Raw genomic sequence first — 19,879 nt, forward strand, 5'->3', positions numbered from 1 at the left:
TAAATAATCCCTCTTACTCATCCCTTCTAAAGACACGTCTTAAAAAACAACTCTCTTGTCTATACCCCCCTTTCGAGCAAGGTAATTAGAACAAATCTATCATTCCAAAATATTCATAATACTTATAACAGCTGAAAAAGAGATAACTACTATAACTATATATTTTAAGTTCCATTTTCCTAACTCAAACATTTTAAGATGAAGTAAATTTGTCGTAATCAAATTCAAGGCTGCCAACGGAGAGATTAGGGGGCTTATACCCCAGCTAATAATTAGCGTCAAAGCAAATAACTCTGAGCTCAAGCCAATAACTTCGGGAGAAAGACTTGTCGCTAAAACCGTAATCGGCAAAACTTGATGAACAACAGTGGAACCGCTTACAACAATAACGATAATTGTGAGTACCATTAAAAAGGTAGACATGGAAGCGATTCTCTCAAAAAAGGATGACAAATAGCTTGTAAAGGGAGTCAGTTGTATCATCTGGGCAAAGAAAGCGCCTGAAATAAACATAATTGACTCATTATGAACACCTGGAAGAATATGAACAATATAATCATTTTTTATTGATCGTGCATATTCTTTTCCTTTTCTAATCGCTAACGACCAGATAATTGAGTAGAAAAACGCAATGACTGATATTAACAAAATTAAATTGTAATTAAGCCACCTTTCCAAGAGAATCAATGTTACAAACAAGCCAATAAAAACTATAATAAGTTCCCATCCTTTTCTATGGGACATAAGTGGATATTGCTCTGAACTGAAACCGGAAGCGAGGTCTGCTCCAGCAGAGACTTCCCTTATAATTGCGCGGCTTTTTTTAATTCCTTTATGAAACTCCCACGAAACTAAGAGAGTTGAGACCGTTAGTCCTAATGCGACAGTCAATAAACCATATAAGAAAAATGAAGTAAAAGGTACTTCTAGGAGATGCAAAATGATTGCTACTCCTGCAAAATATGGTGACCACAAAGCAGCTAAGGAAAAACCTTGCGTGATACCACTCGTAAACAAACGCTTCATTTTGGTTACTTTATCGAAAAAGAGTTCATAAACAAACCTAGCTGCTCCCAAATTCAAAAAAGAACTTAACACACAAGTCAGAGTGGTGATAAACGTGACCTGAATCAGGTTGTTTTTCATATAGTTATTTACAAACTTGTACATATACTCTACGTATCCCCCATGTTTCAAGGGGTACGAAAGCAACGGAGCCGCCACAAAAAGCACAACCATTCCAAGATTATTGACGATAGAATCTTTCCAGTAATATAGGTCTCCTTCACAGAGAAAAAATAAAAGGTGACCTATGATGACGGACAAGAAACTCATAATCATCGGAAAAAGAGACATATATGGCAAACATATAAAAAAGGTAACTACCGTCATTGTCACAAGAATATTTGATGAGGGGATTTTGAAAAATTCTTGTAAAACAAAAAGTACTGCAACAGCTAGCAAAAAGTAACCCCTTACAAGCGTAATATGCCTTGTACTCACAAAATAGTTTGAGATTTTTGAGATCATTACTCATCCAAGCTTTCTTATCATTTATTACGGCGAGATGCTATAGTGATCATTAATAATGTGCGGGTTCTCTCCTGCAAAAACTGTTACTGTATTTCCTCGGCCCGAAAATTAAAGTCAATTGCAATGGTCCATTAACCTAAATTGCCCTTCTTCCACTACATCTAGAAGTATTGGTGAACGATAAATATTTCATTATCCGGTATCGTCTATTTATAATCGGGATATATCTATATTCTAGATTCTAAATAATAATTCCTAACATTTCAACAATTAATTATATAAATTAAATAAATTATATAAATTTTATTTTAAATTTAATGTTTTGAATGTATACTATAATCAACCACCGGAACATTTTTTAGCAAAGCCACATTATAGACCTCTTTTTTTCGCTCCCATTCCTCTAAAAATCGCTTGTATTGCTGCATTACTTGCAGAGACTTCACCGCTCTTTCAGGACTGGGGTAAAGTGGTACTTTGGCCTTTCTCAGTTTGTTCATTCCCTCCTTTGCTAGATTTTCAGCTATTGTCCAAGCGACAATAATTGGTTTATCGCTTAACTGTGAGAGTTCAATAATATCTTCGGCAACATGGGTAGCGACAGATCCTGCTAATATTGTTAACATGAGAATCATAGCATCTATATTTGGATCATTGATAAGGACCTCCAAACCTTGTTTTAAATACTCAGGGTTGTTCAAAATTTGGGCTGTGGTGTCAAACGGGTTTTGAGGTGCTCCAAAGTCAGGGAGAATTGCTTTTAAACGTTCCTTACTCTCCTTGGTTAAATCAGGGACTTCCAGTCCCGAATCGATACATCTATCAGCTACAATGGTACAGGCACCTCCTGATGTAGAAACAACGCCAACCCGCTTTCCGTCCGGAAGAGATAAGTAATTTAGAGCCATGGCAAAATCAAATAAGTCATCCAGGCTTTCGGCCATGATCACACCATACTGTTTAAAAACAGCTTGATATACTTTATGATTACCGGCCAATAGACCTGTATGGGATTGAACCGACTTACGCCCCACTTCAGTGCGCCCATTTTTAAAAACAATCACAGGCTTCCGCTTATTAGCAGCCTTGACAAGCGATCGCTTTAGCTTCAGTCCGTCTTTAATCCCTTCCAAAAAAACACAGATAGTTCTAGTCGAGTCATCTTTTACCATATAATCAATATAATCAGCAGCGTCCAAATCAGCCTCATTTCCTGAACTGATCCATTTGTTAATACCAATGCTCTTATCCCACCCCTGGCTTAGCATCGCTCCTCCAATTGCCCCGCTTTGAGTAATGTAAGAAATACTCCCGTCGACAGGAATGTTCGTGGAAGTCATAGACATACTAAAACTGGCAAACACCTTATTTTTTACATTTGTTATCCCAATAGTATTGGGACCGCAAATACGAATGCCATTCGCTTTAGCATACTCAACCAATTGTTGTTGGAGTTTTGCTCCTTCTCTTCCGGTTTCAGCAAATCCTGAAGAATGAATCATCACCATTTTTATTTTTTTGTCAACGCACTCTTCCATCGTTTTTAACAAATACTTGGAAGAAATAAGTAGACAAGCTAGATCTACCGATTCTGGCAGGGCTTTAATTGATGGAAAGCAGGTTAAACCCTGTATATTATCCGCTTTGGGATTAATTGGATAAATCTTTCCTGTATAACCATGCATGAGCAAATGATGGATAAGACGTCCTCCATGTTTATTTCTGTTAGTAGATGCACCAACAACCGCTATGGAGGACGGATTAAGCAAATATTCAATAGATTGGACCGGGTTCAATATAACCACCCTCCTCTGAATTTGTATAAATCACTTCAATGCACAACGTTGGACTATACTTAATTGTCAACAAACATCCGAGCATCTACTGCACATGCTCCTTCCCCAGATGGATAGACAAACAAAGGGTTGATTTCCATTTCTTTAACTTGCGGGTAATGCTCACAAAATTTAGCCAGCTTAAAAATAATATCCTTGACAAAATCCAAATCAGCAGGAGGGTTTTCCCGATAACCCCTTAGCAATGGACTTAATTTAATCTCCTTAAACATGTTATCAATATCTTCGTCGGCAACGGGCAAGGTTTTCAACGTTACATCTTCCAATACTTCCACAAAAATCCCCCCCATGCCGAAAAGTAATACAGGGCCAAAAACAGGATCACGTTTAGTACCGATAATAACTTCTGTTCCTTTTTTAGCCATTTTTTGTACTGATACCCCTACTATCTGTGCATCCGCTTTGTATTGACAAGCATTATGCATAATTTCCTTATAAGCCTGCTCTACTTCCCTTTCATTTTTTAGGTTAAGCATAACACCTTTAGCATCTGTTTTATGGGAAATATCAGGAGAAACAATTTTTAAAACGACCGGATATCCAATTTTCTGTGCATAATGAACGGCCTCTGCAGAGGAAACAGCCATATAATATGGAGAAACAGGTATACCTATGGATTGTAAAATCTGTTTTGATTCTATCTCTGTTAAGACACTACGGCATTGTTGTTGTACAGACATCAAAATACGATTAATTTCCTCCAAATTCATGGAAACAATCCTTTCTGTTTTGGATTATCATTTACATCAAGTGCAGCTCCTAGAATTTGACCACTTGTTAATGCATAGTAAAGATCTTCTTCAACCACAATACCGCCTCTCCTCTGGCCACATTTATTAATATCGCTGTGGATTTTCATTTGTGACAGCGCATCCTTATTAATTAAACCTTTGGTTTCTGCGGACATGGATATTATTTATAAATCACTTTTTAATGAAAACTTTCTGTTGATGTGGTGTCGATTTGCATTTTTCCATCCCAGCGCATCCTGGGCAATTAAGATTCTTTGCACATTGGCCGACCCTTCCCCGACATGCAACATATTAGCATAACTCAGATATTTTAAGATAGGATACTCATCCGTAAGAGCGTAACCCCCAAATATTTCAAAGGCGCTTCTACTCACTTTGGTCGCCACTTCTGCAGCATAATACTTTGCATGGGCACTTTCACGGGTGGCTGCCTCTCCTTTATCCTTTAAATAAGCACTTTTATACACAAGCATCCGGGCTGCTTCGGTCTCTACAACCATGTCAGCGATTAAGTGTTGAATCATCTGATACTCTCCAATGCGGCGTCCGCCTACCACACGCTCGTTGCAATATTGAATGGCCGCATCGATACATCCTTGAGCAATGCCAACCAGACGGGCAGCAACACTTAAACGTCCGTAATCTAACGCATTCATGGCTATTTTAAATCCTTCCCCTTCTTGACCCAGTCTGTTTTGTATTGGGATCCTATATTGATCTAGAAAAACTTCACAACTTCTCATCATGTGCCCCAAAGAACTGATCTCGATTGGTTTGGCATCAAATCCGGGTCTGTCCGTTTCAATAATAAAAGCTGTAATTCCTTTCACGCCTGCAGCCGTATCGGTTTTTGCAAATAATACCCCTACATCTGCCTCATTGGCAAACGTAATAAACATTTTAGACCCATTAAGTTCGTAGCCTTCTCCTTTTAACCTGGCCGTCGTCTTCATAGATCCTGCCGCATCGGATCCGCCTCCCGATTCGGTCAAGGCAAACATCCCGATATAATCTGCTGCAATTAAACGGGGAACATAATTTTCTATTTGTTCTTCCGTTCCCCAGTTGAGTATGGTAAGCGGACAGGTCATGGCTTGCATGTTGAAAGCGTAACCAAAAGCGGGGTGCGCACGTGAAATTTCTTCAGCAATGATGGCAAAGTTTAAAAATCCTAGTTCTGATCCACCGTATCTTTCAGGAAAACAAGCCCCGAACATTCCAGCCTGGCCCATTTTCTGCAGTATGTCCTTAGGAAACTTGCCATGATCTTCATAGCTTTTAACGTGAGGGATAATTTCCTTTTCAGCAAATTTGCGGGCCATGTTTTTAACCTGCACATTTTCTTCACTTAGATCAAAATTCATACTCAAGCCACTCTCACTTTCCTAAAAAGTAGATATCGTTATTATCAACATACATTTTCTAAATTCGGTGTGATATGATATAAAGAAATATTCTCATTATTCCGAAATGAAACCTGCGAGTTAGAAGTTCAAATAAGGACTGAGGAAACAGTTTCTTGAAGTAGTCTACGCTACAGAAGGAAGCAGCCTTTCCACAAATGATCCCAAGATCTTTATCTATACAGGAGGTATATAAGTGTTAAAAATAATGAGTTACCCTAAAATTAAAATTATTAATCCATTGCTAGCTCAAAGTATTTCAGCTTTTGGTGTTTTATTCCTTCCCCCGATAGCTCCTTTTATCGTCACAGAGTTCAGTATATCAGGACTTTTAACAGGTTTAACATTGTCTTCATTTTATTTTGGGGCAATCGTTTCTTCATTTTTGACCGGCAGTATTGTTTCCTATCTGGGAGTCCGAAAGTCGATAGTTATTTCTCTGTTGATCCTGGGGGTTTTTATTATACTCGCTTCTCTTACACAATCGTTGACACTTATGCTTCTTCTTTTTATTATGGCAGGGACAGGTTACAGTCTAATCAATCCGGCTATTAACCAGTTAATTACACAAGATTTTAGCAGGGAAGTCAGGGGACTAGCTATGAGTATCAAACAGACCGGTGTCACTCTTGGAGGGGCAATAGCTGCATCGTTATTGCCTTTCTTAACCGCTGTATTTGATTGGAGAAGCTCTGTCTTTATCACTGGTCTTATCATCATTGGCATTTCCTTTTATTTTTTGTTTATCCTGAGATCATACGAAGCACCAAAGCTTGCAAACCATTTCAGTCCAGGACAAATGTGGGGGGGAATAAATGTGATTTTCCACAATTTGGACCTAATGCGTTTGAGCATGGTTTCTTTCTTTTTAGTTGGTGCACAGTTCTCTTTTTTTATGTACTTTGTGTTATATCTCAATAACGACGTCGGTTATTCTGTAGCTTTTGCCAGTACTTTACTTGCCTTTCCCAAGGTTCAGGCGCCGTTGGACGAGTGGTTTGGGGGATGCTGAGTGACCGTTTTTCGGAAAGAATCACCGTATTACAGATTATAGGATTCTCCTCATCTGTACTGTTGCTTTTCTTTTCTCTAGCATCTATCGTTAAAATACCTGCTTACTTGATTATTGTTATCTCTATTTTACTTGGGTTCACTATAAGCGGTTGGAACGGTGTATATCAAGCGTCTATTATTGAAATCGGCGGGGAGAAAATGGCCGCTGTGTCCAGCAGTATAAGCTTTACCTTTACTTATACAGGCATCTTCATATTCCCGCTCTTTTTTGGCTGGCTCAATGATCTTATTTCTAATTATTTTGTTTCTTGGATTGTTTTGTCGTTTACAATGTTTTTTTCTGTATTTTTTATGATTCATAGACACAGAAATGTGACATAAATAAAGCACTGTTAACCATTAAATGTTACATGATCATCAATGATGTGATAGCGGTTTTGAACGCCATAGATTAGACAATGCTCGATGTATTCACCCACCTGTACCCCGACCATGAATGGTAAGAAAATAAAAACTGGTGCATCAATGCTGCTTGGTTCAAACTGCATGCAGCCATTGTTTAAGGTACCAGCTTTATTTGTGATTCAAATAACCTTCTTCTCTCTTAGTTCCTTAATTTTCTCATCATTCAAGCCAAGTACTTGTTTAAGAACTAACTCAGTGTGTTCACCTAAAATCGGGGGATGCTTGTGAATGGGAATCGACTGATTGTTAACTCGGATCGGGTTCTTTAACAAAGGAATCGATCCCAGACAAGGGTGCTCCACTTCCTGTGTCACTTCCCTTTCTTTGACCTGGGGATGCTCAAAGACATCTTTAATATTGTTGACTGGACCGCATGGAACCCCGACAGTGTTAAGCCATTCAGTCCACTCACCGGCCGTTTTGGTTGCCAATTCTTTTTCAATCAATTCTCTTAACAGCTTTCTGTTTTGCAGACGATCCGTATTTGTTTTTAATCTTTCATCTTCAGCCCACTCTGGATGTCCCAGAGCTATAGCCAGTTTTTTAAACAATCCGTCATTCCCGGCAGCAATCATAATTGGTCTATCTTTACAAAGAAAAACCTCGTAGGGGGTAATGTTGTTATGTTCATTTCCGACTCGTTTGGCAACATAACCGGTTAAGAGGTAGCTGCTTGCAATGTTAGCTAAAGAGCTTACCATAACGTCCAACAATGAGATATCCAAATGACACCCTTTGCCGGTTCGATCCCTTTCCCTAATGGCCCCCATGATGCCAATGGCCACATACTGAGCAGCCATAATATCTACAATCGGAATCCCGACTCGGGTTGGCTCGCCCTCAGGATGCCCTGTAACTTCCATTAATCCTCCCACAGCTTGAATAACTGGATCGTAACCCGGCCTATCTCGGTAGGGGCCCGTTTGACCATATCCCGTAACAGAACATAATATAATACTGGGATTAACTTTTTGTAATATTTTATACCCTAATCCTAAACGGTCAAGTGTTCCTGTTTTAAAATTCTCAAGGACAACGTCAGCCTTGGCTACAAATTGCTTAAAAAGGTCCTTTCCTTCTTCAGTTTTTAAATTAATTGTTATAGAACGTTTATTACGGTTGGTACATAAGTAATAGGTGCTTTCTCCGTTAGCAAAAGGCCACCAATTACGAATATCATCCGTTCCACCGGGTGCTTCCACACGGATAACATCTGCGCCCAAATCGCCCAGTAACATGGACCCCATTGGTCCAGCAAGGACACGGGACAGATCCAAAATACGTATGTCGCCCAATGCATTTTCCATGTCTTAAACCTCCTTGTAAGTGAAGATGGTTGGCTGTCATAAACCTTAGGAACTAATAAATGACCACAAATGGTTGGGTCCAGCTTGCATCACATATTCTCCAAGTCGATCTGACCATTCATTTTCATGCCCAAACTCGTCTCGCCACGACCAAAGTCGGCGAGTACTGTGGTGCAGTGGGTGCTCATGGGTAAACCCGATGGCACCATGAACTTGATGGGCTATTGGGACAGCAGTTCCTACTGCTTCACTGACACGAGCTTTGGCCAACATAATTTGATTAAGTCCGTCTCCATCTTCAAAAGCCTCAATGGCATAATTGGCAGCTAAATTTGCTGCTACAACTTCCCCTGATAAAACCGCCAACTGGTGTTGAATCGCTTGAAACTTACCAATATGCTGTCCAAACTGTTTTCGCTCTTTAGAGTAGGTTACCGAGAGTTCAAGAATCCGTTCCAATGCCCCTGACATTAACACAATACGGGTCAATGCCCCTGTGAACCATATCCATTGACAAATCTCATTTAAGTTCGGAAAAGTTCTAACACTACCTTTTACCTGGGCACGATTAAAAATTAGTCTATCCCGTGCTTCTCCAGCGAGGTTCTGACCCGGGATCACAGTACAGTCTTGAGGGTAGACCACCCCTATAGCTGTTGTACCGCTCGTGGCTGTCCCAATGACTATGATTTCATTGGCAAAACGTGCCCAAGGAACATTTTGAGCTGATCCGGTCACATACCAACTATCTGCTGTCTGTTCGAACTGAATTGCCTCTAGATCACTCACTGATGTCAGCGTTAAAGACCCCTCCTTGATATCAAACTGCAGTTGATGCAATAGCCAGTTGGCGATTAACGTCTCGGCAAGGGGAATCGGTGCTGAATACTTTCCGGCAATTTTGAGTGCACTTAAAGCATCTCCGTAGCTCCCCCCGGCTCCTCCCTGTTCTTCAGGTATACCAATCATTGTCAGTCCCATCTCTTCTAAGATGTCCCACAATTCTCCCGGCCAAATTCCTTTCTCAGCGTTGTTAACTGTTTCTTTGCTCACCAGATCCTTCATAATTCTCGCTGTTGTATCAACAATCATTTCACGGATATCATTCATCGTACCCCCAACCCCCTTGCAATAATGCCCCGTAGAATTTCTGTCGTACCCCCTCGTAGTGTAAAACCGGGTGAATGAAGGATGGCCTGAGCTAGGAGCACTTCAAAATGTTTAATGGAAGTCATCGATGGAGACAAAGAGACAAGCAAGCGTACCTTTTCAGTTAATTCCCTTTCAAATTGTGTTCCCAGGTCTTTAACCAGAGAGGCCGGAATATTAGGCGTTATGCCTTCCTCCAATAACTTAGCAACTCCTAAGGACATGCGTCGTAATGTCCATAAATGAGCAACCAATCTCCCAATTTCAATTCTAGAATGTTTATCGTTTTGCCCGTTTTTCCTCAGAATCCGTACTAATTCCACCAAAAGTGGAAAGGTACTCAAAAATCTTTCCGGGCCGCTTCGTTCATATGCTAATTCGGTCATACTTTGTTTCCATCCGTTTCCGATTTCACCAACAACCATGTCATCAGAAACTTTGACGTCCTCGAAAATTACTTCATTAAAGTGATGCTCTCCAGTCATGAGAATAATGGGTCTTACAATCACACCGGGCAAGGATAGATCGATAATAAACTGACTCATTCCGGCATGGCGGTTATCCGGATCGCGAGATGTTCGGCACAAGGCAATCATATACTGCGTCTTGTGGGCCCCGCTGGTCCATATTTTACTGCCATTGATTACCCAGCCGTCCCCTTCCCTACGGGCACTGGTGCTTATGGAGGCTAAATCCGATCCAGAATTAGGCTCACTTAATCCAATGGAGAAGTAACATTCACCCCTGGCAATTTTGGGTAAAAAGAATGTCCGTTGTTCTTCCGTCCCGTACCTAAGGAGCAACGGGCCGCTTTGACGGTCAGCTATCCAATGGGCCGCTACAGGAGCACCGGCCGCTAACAGTTCTTCTGTAATCACAAAACGGTCTAAAGCAGAGCGTTCTTGCCCGCCATATTTGCGAGGCCACGTAACCCCAATCCATCCTTTCTCACCCAATTTCCTGCTGAACTCTGGAGAAAAACCGGCTAACCACGAATCACAATGCGGGGTAAAGGTACCTGCTTGCAGTTCTTCATCAATAAAGTTTCGTACCTCATCCCTCAATTTCTTTGTACATTCAGGCAATTTAACAGTTGGTAAACTAAATCCTTTAAACAATAAACTCACCTCCCCAACTCCTGATTTATAAAGCCCAGAACTCTAACTGCATTATCTCCCCGTAAACTTGGGCTTCCTTTTTTCCAGAAAAGCATTAACCCCTTCCTTATGGTCTTCCGTTTCGGTAACGATAGCCATATGTGAAGAAATCAGATCAAGTGCTGTTTCTAAATCGGTTTTCATAGATTGACGAACAGAGCGCTTGATCATACGTATTGCAATTTGCGGACCGGAGGCAATTTGCCTAGCTAGATCCATGGTCTGTTCCATAAATGTTTCTCGTGGAAAGACGTGATTGACTAAACCCATTTGTAACGCTTCTTCTGCGTCCACAAAGCGTCCTGTCCACAAGAGTTCGTAAGCTCTTGCTTCTCCCACAAGTCTTGGCAAAAAGTAGGCGCCCCCATCACCCGGTACCAAGCCCACCTTGACATAACCTTCACTCACTTTGGCTGTATCAGCCATAGTTCTTATATCTGCCATAAGAGCCATATCCAGTCCCGCCCCCACAGCAGGACCGTTAATGGCCGCGATGACCGGTTTATCCATTCGTTGCAACGTAAACGGAATACGATGAATATCCTCCCAAAGCATATTTTTGGCATCCAACCGGGTCGGTTTACCTTCTTGCATATCTCCCACATCTCCGCCGGCACAGAACACATCTCCCGCTCCTGTCACAACAACCACATGGACATCCTTATTATTTTGAGCATCTTCCAAGGCCTGAACCCACTCACCGATCATTTGACTGTTAAAGGCATTTTTCTTTTCAGGACGATTTAACGTGATGGTCTGAATATGATCCTCAATATGAACATGAATCAATGCAGACATGATTATATCAACTCCCTTTATGAATTGAACCCGCACCATCGATGACAATGCATGCCCCGGAAACATAATCAGCGTAGTCACTGACTCGATATGAAGCAGGATTAGCCACCTCTTGGGGTACCAAACCGCTGACGCCTCCTGTAATGATGGACACTTTACCTGCTAATGTTCCTTCAGGTAACATTGGTTGTTGATATAGCATATTTGGTGATCATCCTTTTAAATTAGATTTTACTCTCTCTTCAAGAGAATCTCTGTACGGGCCCTCCCACTGGATTACTTGGAGCATAACGTTAAAAAAACTTTTGGGGTAGACAAATAATTCTCTCCTTACTCCCTCTTTAACATGGGGACCAATGATCCCAATCCCTTTTGCTGTGAGCTCTTGGGCTGCCTTTTCTATATCCTTTACACTTAGGGCAATGTGGTGGATCCCTTCACCTTTTTTTTGTAGAAATCGTTTAAAGCTGCCCTCACTGATCGGGGTTTCCAAGCCAATCAAAACATCATTCACCAGATAAAAAACGGCCTTTACACCATGTTCCTCCAGCACCATTTCCTTCAGTGGCTTAACACCAAACATCGTCTCAAACTTTTGTTTTGCCTCTTCCAGATTATTGACTGCCAGTGTAATGTGATCAAGCCCCTCTACCTCTAACAAACGAACCACTCCTATCGATAAACCTTGGAAACTCGCATCTATCAGCCGATCGTGGCAGATGAGACAGCCGTATCCCCAAAGTTGGGAACGATTGTAATATGGTACGGTTCCGGCCCTCCAACTACAACAATTAAAATATCTTCATAGTTTTGACACACAGGCACCTTTCCGTTTTCAACGATAATCTCCTTACGGCGCCATTCAAGTAAATCTCTTGGTATATCTTCAATATTGATTTTGGAATTTTCATAGAGGAATTCTTTTACTTTAGATTTGGTCCAACCCGCTTTGCTCATCAATTGGGCATGCCCCGGAGGAAGTAAAATAACAGGATTACCACCCCCAAACAAATAATTGTTATTGCCCATTACCTTCAACCCATCGGCGACAACGGTTAAATTAGTCAAGACGTTTGTTGTTGCTGGCAAGACATTGTTCGTACCCTGGGCACCGACTACTGTCACAATGTTTTCTCCATGTTTGTAACCCAATTCTACTGAGAGGGGATCCCAAGGACTTTCTTCTTCATTTTCTCCCAGACAAAAGGTATACTTGCCCGGCATCCCCAAGGTCGCTTTATCAATTTTTCCGGGCACTGCCCCGCCTATGTTAAGTAAGATCAATCTTAAAGCCCTACCTAACGTGGCATTGGCCCTATTCCCGGGTCCTAATGCATTTCTACCCGTGTTCATCTGAATTTTTTTTCGAATCTCACCGTTAACAATGACCAAAGGACTAACCGGATTGGTGGTCGTTTGAATACCACCCAAATTAAACCCTGGTACAGAAATAGCTTTCACCATAGCAATAAGAACCGGCATATATTCAGGTAAACATCCGGCCATAACAGCATTAACTGCAATCTTCTCCACCGTTGCCAGTCCTTTTCGTGGTTCAACCTCAGCAACCACCTCTTCGGCCGCTAATCCCGAAGCTTCAATATACTTAGCCACCTGTTCAGGGACGGGAGGGAGTACTGGAAGACCATCAGTCCACCCCATTTCATAAGCTTCATCAAAAAATTCAAATATGGAATCACTCATTTTAACGGTATCTGACAGCTTTGTCATTCTGACACTTTCTCCTTTGAAATTTGATCTAACGCTTCACTAATAATGTCGCCAGCGATCACTTTCAATTCCTCTGTGGGCAGCTCTTCCACCAAACGACTAATCACCACTTTGGGAATGCTTGTAAACTCCCTTCCTGCAGCAATTGCATTAGCTAAATCAACAAACCGATCGGTGACCACCACAATGGATGGAATTCCTCTATTGAACAAATCAATTGAATCGTGGATACTCCACGTAGTACATGATCCTCAATTTGCTAAACCGACGATAACAAAATCCGACTTTAAAGCTAGATCATCTAAAAATGACTTGGATGCAGCTGAAGTTAGAGGGATGTCATAAATTGCAACACTTTTAACTTGGTGGTTTTCAGAAAGCTGACGACTCATTTCAGCAATGATCACTTCCCAACTTTTCCATCTGTTATTTAAAATTCCGATCCGCTTTCCTTCTAAGGAGTAAATCGGTTTCAATTTTTGATCCACTTCTTTAGGTCTGGATTTTGGATTTAACACCAGCATTTTGAACAACCTCCATTCTTTTTTGACCGTTTTCTGTAATCACTGAGACGTTAACTATTTTTATTTGTTGCACACTTACTCTTATGGGGTTTGAATTGATCTCAACCTTTCCTTCTAACTTAGAAGCTAAGTATGAAAACTCTGACATCACTTCTGCTAGCCAATGAGGTGTGAGACAAGGCAGCCTTTGCTCCAATTTCAGAAGCGCCCACTTTATAAATGACCACTAGCTTATGATTTTTTAGACCGACTTCTACCAATTCATACAGGCGTTCTGGAGACCTGAGCCTTTCCTGAACTCTAGTTTTATTCACATCTTATATTGCAAAAGTCATGCCAAAACAAAAGGTCAAGAGATTGTTAAGACTATTCTAAGAGCTGCGATACTAGTATTTCAAAATGTTTTAAATAGTTTCAAATATAATCAACATTATGAAACATTTTAAACAGCAACAAAAAAGAGCCGATTAACGGCAACTAATCTTAGACATCATATCGATATCCTATCCCATATGCATGTACTGTTATTAGGTCCGACCTTTTATTGAAGTTGGTATTGTTTTATTTTTCTCCATAATGTTGTTCGAGAAATCCCAAGCTTTTGAGCTGCCTTTATTTTATTTCCGTTTGAATCCAACAATGCTTGAATAATACGAACTTTCTCCGCTTCTTGATAAGAAGTATAGTGCTCACCAACACCATTATTTTTTCCTTTATCATATTGCTGAATTTGTTGGGCTTCAAACTTAAAATGTTCACTTAAAACATCTTTAAAAATTTCGATAAGATCATATGTTGTCGTGGAAACGGAAGTTAATGCGGTAAGTCTTTGTACGAAATTTTCTAGTTCACGAATATTACCACACCACTCATAGTCAAGTAGCCTTTCTCCAGCTAACTTTATAAGAAAGTGAACGTGATCTTCCTGCATCCCATGCTTAAACAACAAATGTTTAAAAATAGGAATGATATCATCCTGCCTCTCTCTTAGCGGTGGCACATTTATCTGCAAAACATTAATCCGATAATACAGATCTTCACGAAACATTCCCCTTTTAACAAGATCAATCAGTGACTTGTTTGTGGCTGTGATAATTCTGACATTTAACGGGATTACCTTTTTTCCGCCTAACCGGATAACTTCTCTTTCTTGCAGTACCCTTAACAGTTTTGTTTGAATCTCTAAAGAGAGCTCGCCGATTTCATCCAAAAAAATCGTCCCTCCTTGTGCCATTTCAAAGAAACCCGGTTTCCCACCTCTTTTTGCACCAGTAAAAGCGCCTTCTTCATATCCAAACAGTTCACTCTCCAAAATATTTTGAGGGATGGCCGAACAATTGACCGGGAGAAAAGGACCGTGTCGTCTATCACTTTCTTGATGAATACTATGGGCCAATAATTCTTTTCCAGTTCCAGACTCTCCGTACAACAGAATGGGTGCCGTTGAACGAGAGTACTGTTTTGCTTTTACAATTACTCTTTTCATAGCCAATGAATCAGCAATAATATTTTTGAATGTATACTTAGATTGAAAACTATTTGCATATCGTTCCACAGCCTCCTCATTAAAGTCACCTGGGAGGCGCAGTATCGAAACATAACCGTTCAGTTTTCCATTAATTTCTATACCTATTCGTTTTTCATCAAGTCTTTTTAATCCTTGATCCAAAACCTCAGTAATATTTTGGCCCCTTACTTCATGTTTGACTTTTCTGTTAATTAGGCGTAAACCAGCTGCATTGACATCAGTAATAGATCCATGTGAGTCAGTGATAAAAAGAGGGTTAATCACCTGATCAAAAATTGCTTCTTTAAATTTAACATACTTCATCATTTTTTTCTTTGTTGCAGCAAATTGGTAAGCCTTTATCAAGTCTAGTCTCAGTGCATCATTAGAATAAACCAGGATGCTATTAATCCCCAAACTTTCAGCCAGCTTACAAATAGAACTGGTTCCGATTACAGTATCATATCCTTTCTTTTGATATCTTTCAAGTAAGTTTTCCGCCTCTTCTAGACTATTAATAATCAAATGTTTCACGTCAAGATTAAGTGTTCGTTTGTACTCTTCTAATGGATATGTTTCATAGTTAGAGTACATCAGCAATACTTTATTTCCTATTGCTTTTGCCTTGACTAAAGCTTTGACCACATCAGCTTCAGTAAAATGCAACGGATATATTGGTATTAAATGTAATAGCTCACTAAATTCTCTTTTAAAGATTTCAAGATGGGCCCCACTTGTAATGACGAGGTCAAATGTGGTTACATAGTCCAGATCTATACGTTTGCTAAACTCAGCAAAACCAACCTCTAATACTTCTAATTTAATGGGCAAGTTAACAGTTTTATAAACCTCATAACATAGTTGTGTAAAGTTTGGGTGGCTAATAATTAAGATTTTCGTCGTCATTCTGTCTGACCTCCTTAAAGGGGCTTAAAGACCTATTTCGCTTCACAAACAAAAGCCCAAGTCATGTCGCCCTAACCATGACTATTTCGTTCACACCCTTCTTGTCGGTGATACTCTAAATTCTCACTTCCCAAGCCTAATAACCAACCGCCTCGGCAATATCCTCTTCTTCTATCAAGTCATGCCCGTTCAGATCGGCAATGGTGCGGGACACCTTTAAAATCTTGTGGTATCCCCGCATGCTTAACTGGAGGTGCTCAAAAATCTCCCGTATAAAGTCTTCCGCCTCTTTGGTTAATTGACAAATTGCTTTTACCTCTTAAGCAGTTAGCAATCCGTTCGGCTTGTCACTGTTGGTGCGCTCCTGTTTGAACAACAAAGCTTGTTCAACCCGCTGGCGAATATTTGATGTACTGTAATGGTCATTGTGTGGCGTAGCTGTACCAACAATCTCATCATAACTTAGTAATGGCACGTCCACCTGCAGGTCAATACGGTCGATGATCGGACCGGACAGTTTGGCCCTGTAGCGCTCGATTTGCGCAGCTGAACAGGGATACACCAGGAATACGGCTTAGAAAGGCTCGATTGGAGAAAAATTTATTTTTGCGTGAGTTGGCAGAACTAACCGGGCTAACCCCTCAAAATATTAGAAATATCGAAAAGGATGTATATGAGTGCAAAACGGGGTTGAAAGTTGCCACAGCTAAAAAGCTGGCCAAACCATTAGATAAATCCATATGGTATGTTGGATATTACGATAAACTCACAGAAAAAACACTTGGCCAAAAGTTGAAAAAGGCTCGTCTGTATCATGGCCATACGCTGGAAGAAGCAGCAGAATATTTAGGTGTTGATGAGAAAACCATTAGAAATTGGGAGAAAGATATACAGCTCCTAAGGACTGATATGTTAAAAAGGTTAAAGAAATATTTGGAGATTTTGTTAACAGAATATTGAAGTTCTGGGGGTAACCATAGTTATGGTCTCTCCTATAGGGGCTGTCAATAATTTTGAGTAAACTCATTCACTCTTGTTAAGGAATGTATTTTCTCTATCCGTCCTGGTAAGTAAACGGATAGTTGGAGCAATATTTGGCCCCAGGTTTGAACGCGGCCAGTCCAGCGTCTGACGACATCCATGGTGGCCAAGCAAAGCATTTTCAACAAGACCTCGTCCGTTGGAATAACGGCTTTTCCTTTTGTCACTTTTCTTAGCTGGCGGTGGTAGCTTTCAATCATTTTGGTGGTGTAAATGAGCTTACATATTTCTGGTGGATATTTAAAGGACGTGGCAATTTCGTTCCAGTTCTTACGCCAGGATTGAACCATGAGGGGGTACTTGGCTCCCCAGGTTTGCTCAAACTGATCCAATTCTTCCAAGGCCACTTCTTCAGTTGGGGCTTTATATATTGGCTTTAGTTCAGCTGTGATTTTTTTCATGTCTTTATAGGACACATATCGAATGGATTTTCTAATCTGATGGATGATACATTTTTGGACTCCGTTTGCGGGAAGCTTGCTTCAATGGCTTCACTGAAGCCTTTCAAGTTGTCAACGCAAGTAATTAAGCCGTCTTGTACACCACGGTTTTTCAGTTCATTCCAGATCAATGCCAATGGCCATATAGGCCGCTTTATTGACAATCTGGCCATCCTGTTTTACTTTGAAGTGGATGGCATCCAAGAACATCACCGCATAGACCGCCTGTAACGGACGATTTTGCCATCCCTTGTTTAAAGGCATGAGCTTATTGGTCACATTAGAAATGAGTGTAGGCGAGACGTCGATGCCGTATAATTGGTTTAGGTGATCCTGGGTATCTCGCGTACTCATTCCCTGCGTACATGGCAATAATCTGGTCTTCGATCCCGGTCACATTGGATTGGTGCTTCTTGACAATAGCCGGTTCAAATTCACCTTCACGGTCACGGGGCACTTTAATCTCAGATTCACCGTCATCCGAACGTACTTTTTTCTTGCTATAGCCATTCCGTCTGTTAGAGGTGGCTTTGCTTTCTTGGTCATGCTTGGCATAACCTAAGCTATCTTCCAGCTCACCTTCTAACATTTCTTGCAGCGTTTCGGCGAACAGATCTTTAAAGGTGGACTGTATATCCTAGGCAGATTTGATGTTATTCTCTTTAATCCATTGCGCCGAAGCTGGTCTTTTAACATGAGTCCTATAGGAAACAACTCCCAACCTTATTTGTTTTATTATACCGCAAATCTATGAGGTTGTGAGTTTTCACAAAATATTTTATAGACCTCACCTTCTCCAAGCCGCGTAAGGTCATCCAACGCATGCCATGCTTTTCCTTGGCATCGGCAAAAACGCGCTCAATGGTTTCTTTTCGCTTTTCATACAACCGCTTGTTTTCTTAGTGATCCGCTTCTTCCATATAGTCCGCCCAAATATGGTGACTGATCCGTTTGGTATAATCTCTGCTTTGGGTGCACCTGGGAAGCCGGACAGTGTTGACAGGTGTCGGGATTGGACCGATAGAGCCGATACCCTTCTCGTGTGGTGGTTTCATAGTTTATGACTTGGTTTTGGGGACAGAGATAGCAATCATAATATTCATAGTAGTTTATATTGTGGACATTCTTTGAGTCAGGAAATACATCTGTTTCCCCAATTCTGCATAAGAGGGAAGAGTTTGTTGGCATTCGTAAATGAAGACCACAAAAAATCCCCTCAAAAGCAATCTGCAATCATATTAGCACATTGTTGTAGAGAGGTTTAGAAGTTTTGACCTTTTGAATTTGAAAAATATCTCATTGTTTCTGCTACAATAATGTGCTTTTTACAACAATTGATTTTCTCCTTCTGTTATTCATTCCTCTCATTCTATGTTATATGTTTCTATAAAAATTGCTTCAACTAAGCCGCTTCAATAACGGAAGGAGGCCGATTTGCCTCCTCAAACTATACAGGAATATTATCTTTTAATATCGTTATAGGTAGACCTTAACTTCGTGTAAAGTGGTTAGGGGAAGTTAAGAATGACGATTTCTCTTTAATAATTGCCACAGCCCTACACCAACCACCGCTACAACCTTCGAATTTAACAGGCAAAGCACTTACTAAGAATCCATAAGGTTGAGGTATTTTACCCAAGTTGGCCATTTTTTCTATTTGAATATACTCCCGTTTTCGACCATGCATATGTGTTGGCCACAGGTGGCTCTTATTTTTTGTTTTCTGATAAGACGCCACCATAGCGTGAATAGGTCTATCAAGTGTCCAAGCATCAATTCCAATACAGCGAATTCCTTGATCAAGAAGCCAATCCAGACCAGCAACACCTAAACCAGATTGCATCCTAAGATACGTCTCCGTATCGGTACCCCAATACTCATCACAGCCAGTGTACAGTAACACAATATCTTTAGGTTTTAATTTGTAGTTAATTTTCTCAAGTGCTCTTTTCATGTCCTCTACAGTGATTTCCGTGCCAGGTTCCTTATGGCGCATGTCCAAAACGACCCCGGGGCCAAAACACCAGTCAAGTGGAATTTGATCAATAGTTCTGGCTGGTTTGCCTTCGCAAATGGGGCCATAATGATAAGGTGCGTCAACATGTGTCCCTGAGTGAGCACTAGCCGTAATAATTTCTGTAGCAAGCGCCATTTTATCAGGAAAATCTTCGGCTTTGATATTCGCAAGCTTAGCCAATCTTTTAGACCTCCATGCCGCAAAAGCGGCACCAGCAGATGATGAAAATAGTTCGTCCATGTATACTTAATTTTAGGCTGGCCAGCGAGGTCGTCTTAC

At 40.7% G+C, this 19,879-nt stretch carries 21 protein-coding genes and 2 pseudogenes; 3 read left to right on the plus strand and 20 right to left on the minus strand.

The features are described 5' to 3' along the window. Positions 1 to 99: 99 nt before the first annotated feature. From J2S00_RS17965 to J2S00_RS17985, 5 genes are all read right to left on the minus strand, one after another. Positions 100 to 1,464, minus strand: coding sequence for a hypothetical protein (locus J2S00_RS17965; protein WP_307343128.1), 1,365 nt, complete (start codon positions 1,462 to 1,464; stop codon positions 100 to 102). A gap of 383 nt (positions 1,465 to 1,847) precedes the next feature. Then, complete coding sequence (locus tag J2S00_RS17970; RefSeq protein WP_307343130.1) at positions 1,848 to 3,329, minus strand: acetate--CoA ligase family protein; 1,482 nt, start codon at positions 3,327 to 3,329, stop codon at positions 1,848 to 1,850. Between the two features lie 59 nt (positions 3,330 to 3,388). After that, positions 3,389 to 4,099: an acetate--CoA ligase family protein gene (locus J2S00_RS17975; RefSeq protein ID WP_307343133.1), complete on the minus strand. Its 711-nt coding sequence runs from the start codon at positions 4,097 to 4,099 to the stop codon at positions 3,389 to 3,391. Then, a complete protein-coding gene (locus J2S00_RS17980) occupies positions 4,096 to 4,296 on the minus strand; it encodes an NAD(P)-dependent oxidoreductase (RefSeq protein ID WP_307343136.1) in 201 nt (66 codons plus the stop codon). Before J2S00_RS17980 ends, J2S00_RS17975 begins: the two co-directional genes overlap by 4 nt. A gap of 9 nt (positions 4,297 to 4,305) precedes the next feature. Next, on the minus strand, positions 4,306 to 5,505 hold the full coding sequence (locus J2S00_RS17985; protein WP_307343138.1) for an acyl-CoA dehydrogenase family protein: 1,200 nt from the start codon (positions 5,503 to 5,505) through the stop codon (positions 4,306 to 4,308). 235 nt (positions 5,506 to 5,740) lie between these two features. Here J2S00_RS17985 and J2S00_RS17990 point away from each other — a divergent pair, with 235 nt between their 5' ends. Both J2S00_RS17990 and J2S00_RS17995 read left to right on the plus strand, forming a co-directional pair. Then, on the plus strand, positions 5,741 to 6,556 hold the full coding sequence (locus J2S00_RS17990; protein WP_307343141.1) for an MFS transporter: 816 nt from the start codon (positions 5,741 to 5,743) through the stop codon (positions 6,554 to 6,556). Continuing rightward, positions 6,550 to 6,939: an MFS transporter gene (locus J2S00_RS17995; protein ID WP_307343144.1), complete on the plus strand. Its 390-nt coding sequence runs from the start codon at positions 6,550 to 6,552 to the stop codon at positions 6,937 to 6,939. Before J2S00_RS17990 ends, J2S00_RS17995 begins: the two co-directional genes overlap by 7 nt. A gap of 203 nt (positions 6,940 to 7,142) precedes the next feature. On the opposite strand, the gene J2S00_RS18000 is transcribed toward J2S00_RS17995, so the two are convergent. From J2S00_RS18000 to J2S00_RS18055, 12 genes are all read right to left on the minus strand, one after another. Then, complete coding sequence (locus J2S00_RS18000) at positions 7,143 to 8,330, minus strand: CaiB/BaiF CoA transferase family protein (protein ID WP_307343147.1); 1,188 nt, start codon at positions 8,328 to 8,330, stop codon at positions 7,143 to 7,145. Positions 8,331 to 8,375: 45 nt separating this feature from the next. Next, positions 8,376 to 9,440, minus strand: a complete 1,065-nt coding sequence (locus J2S00_RS18005; RefSeq protein WP_307343150.1) for an acyl-CoA dehydrogenase family protein — start codon at positions 9,438 to 9,440, stop codon at positions 8,376 to 8,378. Then, on the minus strand, positions 9,437 to 10,606 hold the full coding sequence (locus J2S00_RS18010; protein ID WP_307343153.1) for an acyl-CoA dehydrogenase family protein: 1,170 nt from the start codon (positions 10,604 to 10,606) through the stop codon (positions 9,437 to 9,439). The genes J2S00_RS18005 and J2S00_RS18010 overlap by 4 nt, the downstream gene beginning before the upstream one ends. A 42-nt stretch (positions 10,607 to 10,648) precedes the next feature. After that, positions 10,649 to 11,434 (minus strand): enoyl-CoA hydratase/isomerase family protein, encoded by a 786-nt coding sequence (locus J2S00_RS18015; RefSeq protein ID WP_307343156.1) that lies wholly within the window; start codon positions 11,432 to 11,434, stop codon positions 10,649 to 10,651. 7 nt (positions 11,435 to 11,441) lie between these two features. Continuing rightward, the gene (locus J2S00_RS18020) at positions 11,442 to 11,636 is read right to left on the minus strand and encodes a hypothetical protein (RefSeq protein WP_307343159.1); all 195 of its coding nucleotides are present in this window, start codon (positions 11,634 to 11,636) and stop codon (positions 11,442 to 11,444) included. A 9-nt stretch (positions 11,637 to 11,645) separates the two neighbouring features. Then, positions 11,646 to 12,095 carry a VOC family protein gene (locus J2S00_RS18025; protein ID WP_307343162.1) on the minus strand — a complete coding sequence of 150 codons (450 nt, stop codon included), beginning with the start codon at positions 12,093 to 12,095 and terminating at the stop codon, positions 11,646 to 11,648. Positions 12,096 to 12,136: 41 nt separating this feature from the next. Further along, positions 12,137 to 13,165, minus strand: coding sequence for a hypothetical protein (locus J2S00_RS18030; protein ID WP_307343165.1), 1,029 nt, complete (start codon positions 13,163 to 13,165; stop codon positions 12,137 to 12,139). Next, entirely contained in the window at positions 13,162 to 13,689 is a 528-nt protein-coding gene (locus J2S00_RS20060) for a UGSC family (seleno)protein (RefSeq protein WP_442319994.1), read from the minus strand. The genes J2S00_RS18030 and J2S00_RS20060 overlap by 4 nt, the downstream gene beginning before the upstream one ends. A 119-nt stretch (positions 13,690 to 13,808) precedes the next feature. Continuing rightward, on the minus strand, positions 13,809 to 14,003 hold the full coding sequence (locus tag J2S00_RS19945; protein WP_370875898.1) for a hypothetical protein: 195 nt from the start codon (positions 14,001 to 14,003) through the stop codon (positions 13,809 to 13,811). Positions 14,004 to 14,230: 227 nt separating this feature from the next. Continuing rightward, the gene (locus J2S00_RS18045; RefSeq protein ID WP_307343173.1) at positions 14,231 to 16,102 is read right to left on the minus strand and encodes a sigma 54-interacting transcriptional regulator; all 1,872 of its coding nucleotides are present in this window, start codon (positions 16,100 to 16,102) and stop codon (positions 14,231 to 14,233) included. A gap of 136 nt (positions 16,103 to 16,238) precedes the next feature. Further along, positions 16,239 to 16,409 carry a magnesium chelatase subunit ChlI family protein gene (locus J2S00_RS18050; protein ID WP_307343185.1) on the minus strand — a complete coding sequence of 57 codons (171 nt, stop codon included), beginning with the start codon at positions 16,407 to 16,409 and terminating at the stop codon, positions 16,239 to 16,241. A 12-nt stretch (positions 16,410 to 16,421) separates the two neighbouring features. Further along, positions 16,422 to 16,664, minus strand: coding sequence for an ATP-binding protein (locus J2S00_RS18055; protein ID WP_307343176.1), 243 nt, complete (start codon positions 16,662 to 16,664; stop codon positions 16,422 to 16,424). Between the two features lie 5 nt (positions 16,665 to 16,669). Between J2S00_RS18055 and J2S00_RS18060 the strand changes: the two genes are divergently transcribed. Then, the gene (locus J2S00_RS18060; protein WP_307343187.1) at positions 16,670 to 17,062 is read left to right on the plus strand and encodes a helix-turn-helix domain-containing protein; all 393 of its coding nucleotides are present in this window, start codon (positions 16,670 to 16,672) and stop codon (positions 17,060 to 17,062) included. A 44-nt stretch (positions 17,063 to 17,106) separates the two neighbouring features. Here the strand turns inward: J2S00_RS18060 and J2S00_RS18065 are convergent. The 3 genes and pseudogenes from J2S00_RS18065 to J2S00_RS18075 form a co-directional block, all read right to left on the minus strand. Further along, positions 17,107 to 18,250 (minus strand): annotated as a pseudogene (locus J2S00_RS18065) (IS256 family transposase). Between the two features lie 121 nt (positions 18,251 to 18,371). Further along, a pseudogene (locus J2S00_RS18070) lies at positions 18,372 to 18,702 on the minus strand (transposase); the annotation flags it as partial. Between the two features lie 370 nt (positions 18,703 to 19,072). After that, a complete protein-coding gene (locus tag J2S00_RS18075; RefSeq protein WP_307343179.1) occupies positions 19,073 to 19,780 on the minus strand; it encodes a cyclase family protein in 708 nt (235 codons plus the stop codon). Positions 19,781 to 19,879: the final 99 nt, after the last annotated feature.

The organism is Caldalkalibacillus uzonensis (genome assembly GCF_030814135.1).
Lineage (GTDB): Bacteria > Bacillota > Bacilli > Caldalkalibacillales > Caldalkalibacillaceae > Caldalkalibacillus > Caldalkalibacillus uzonensis.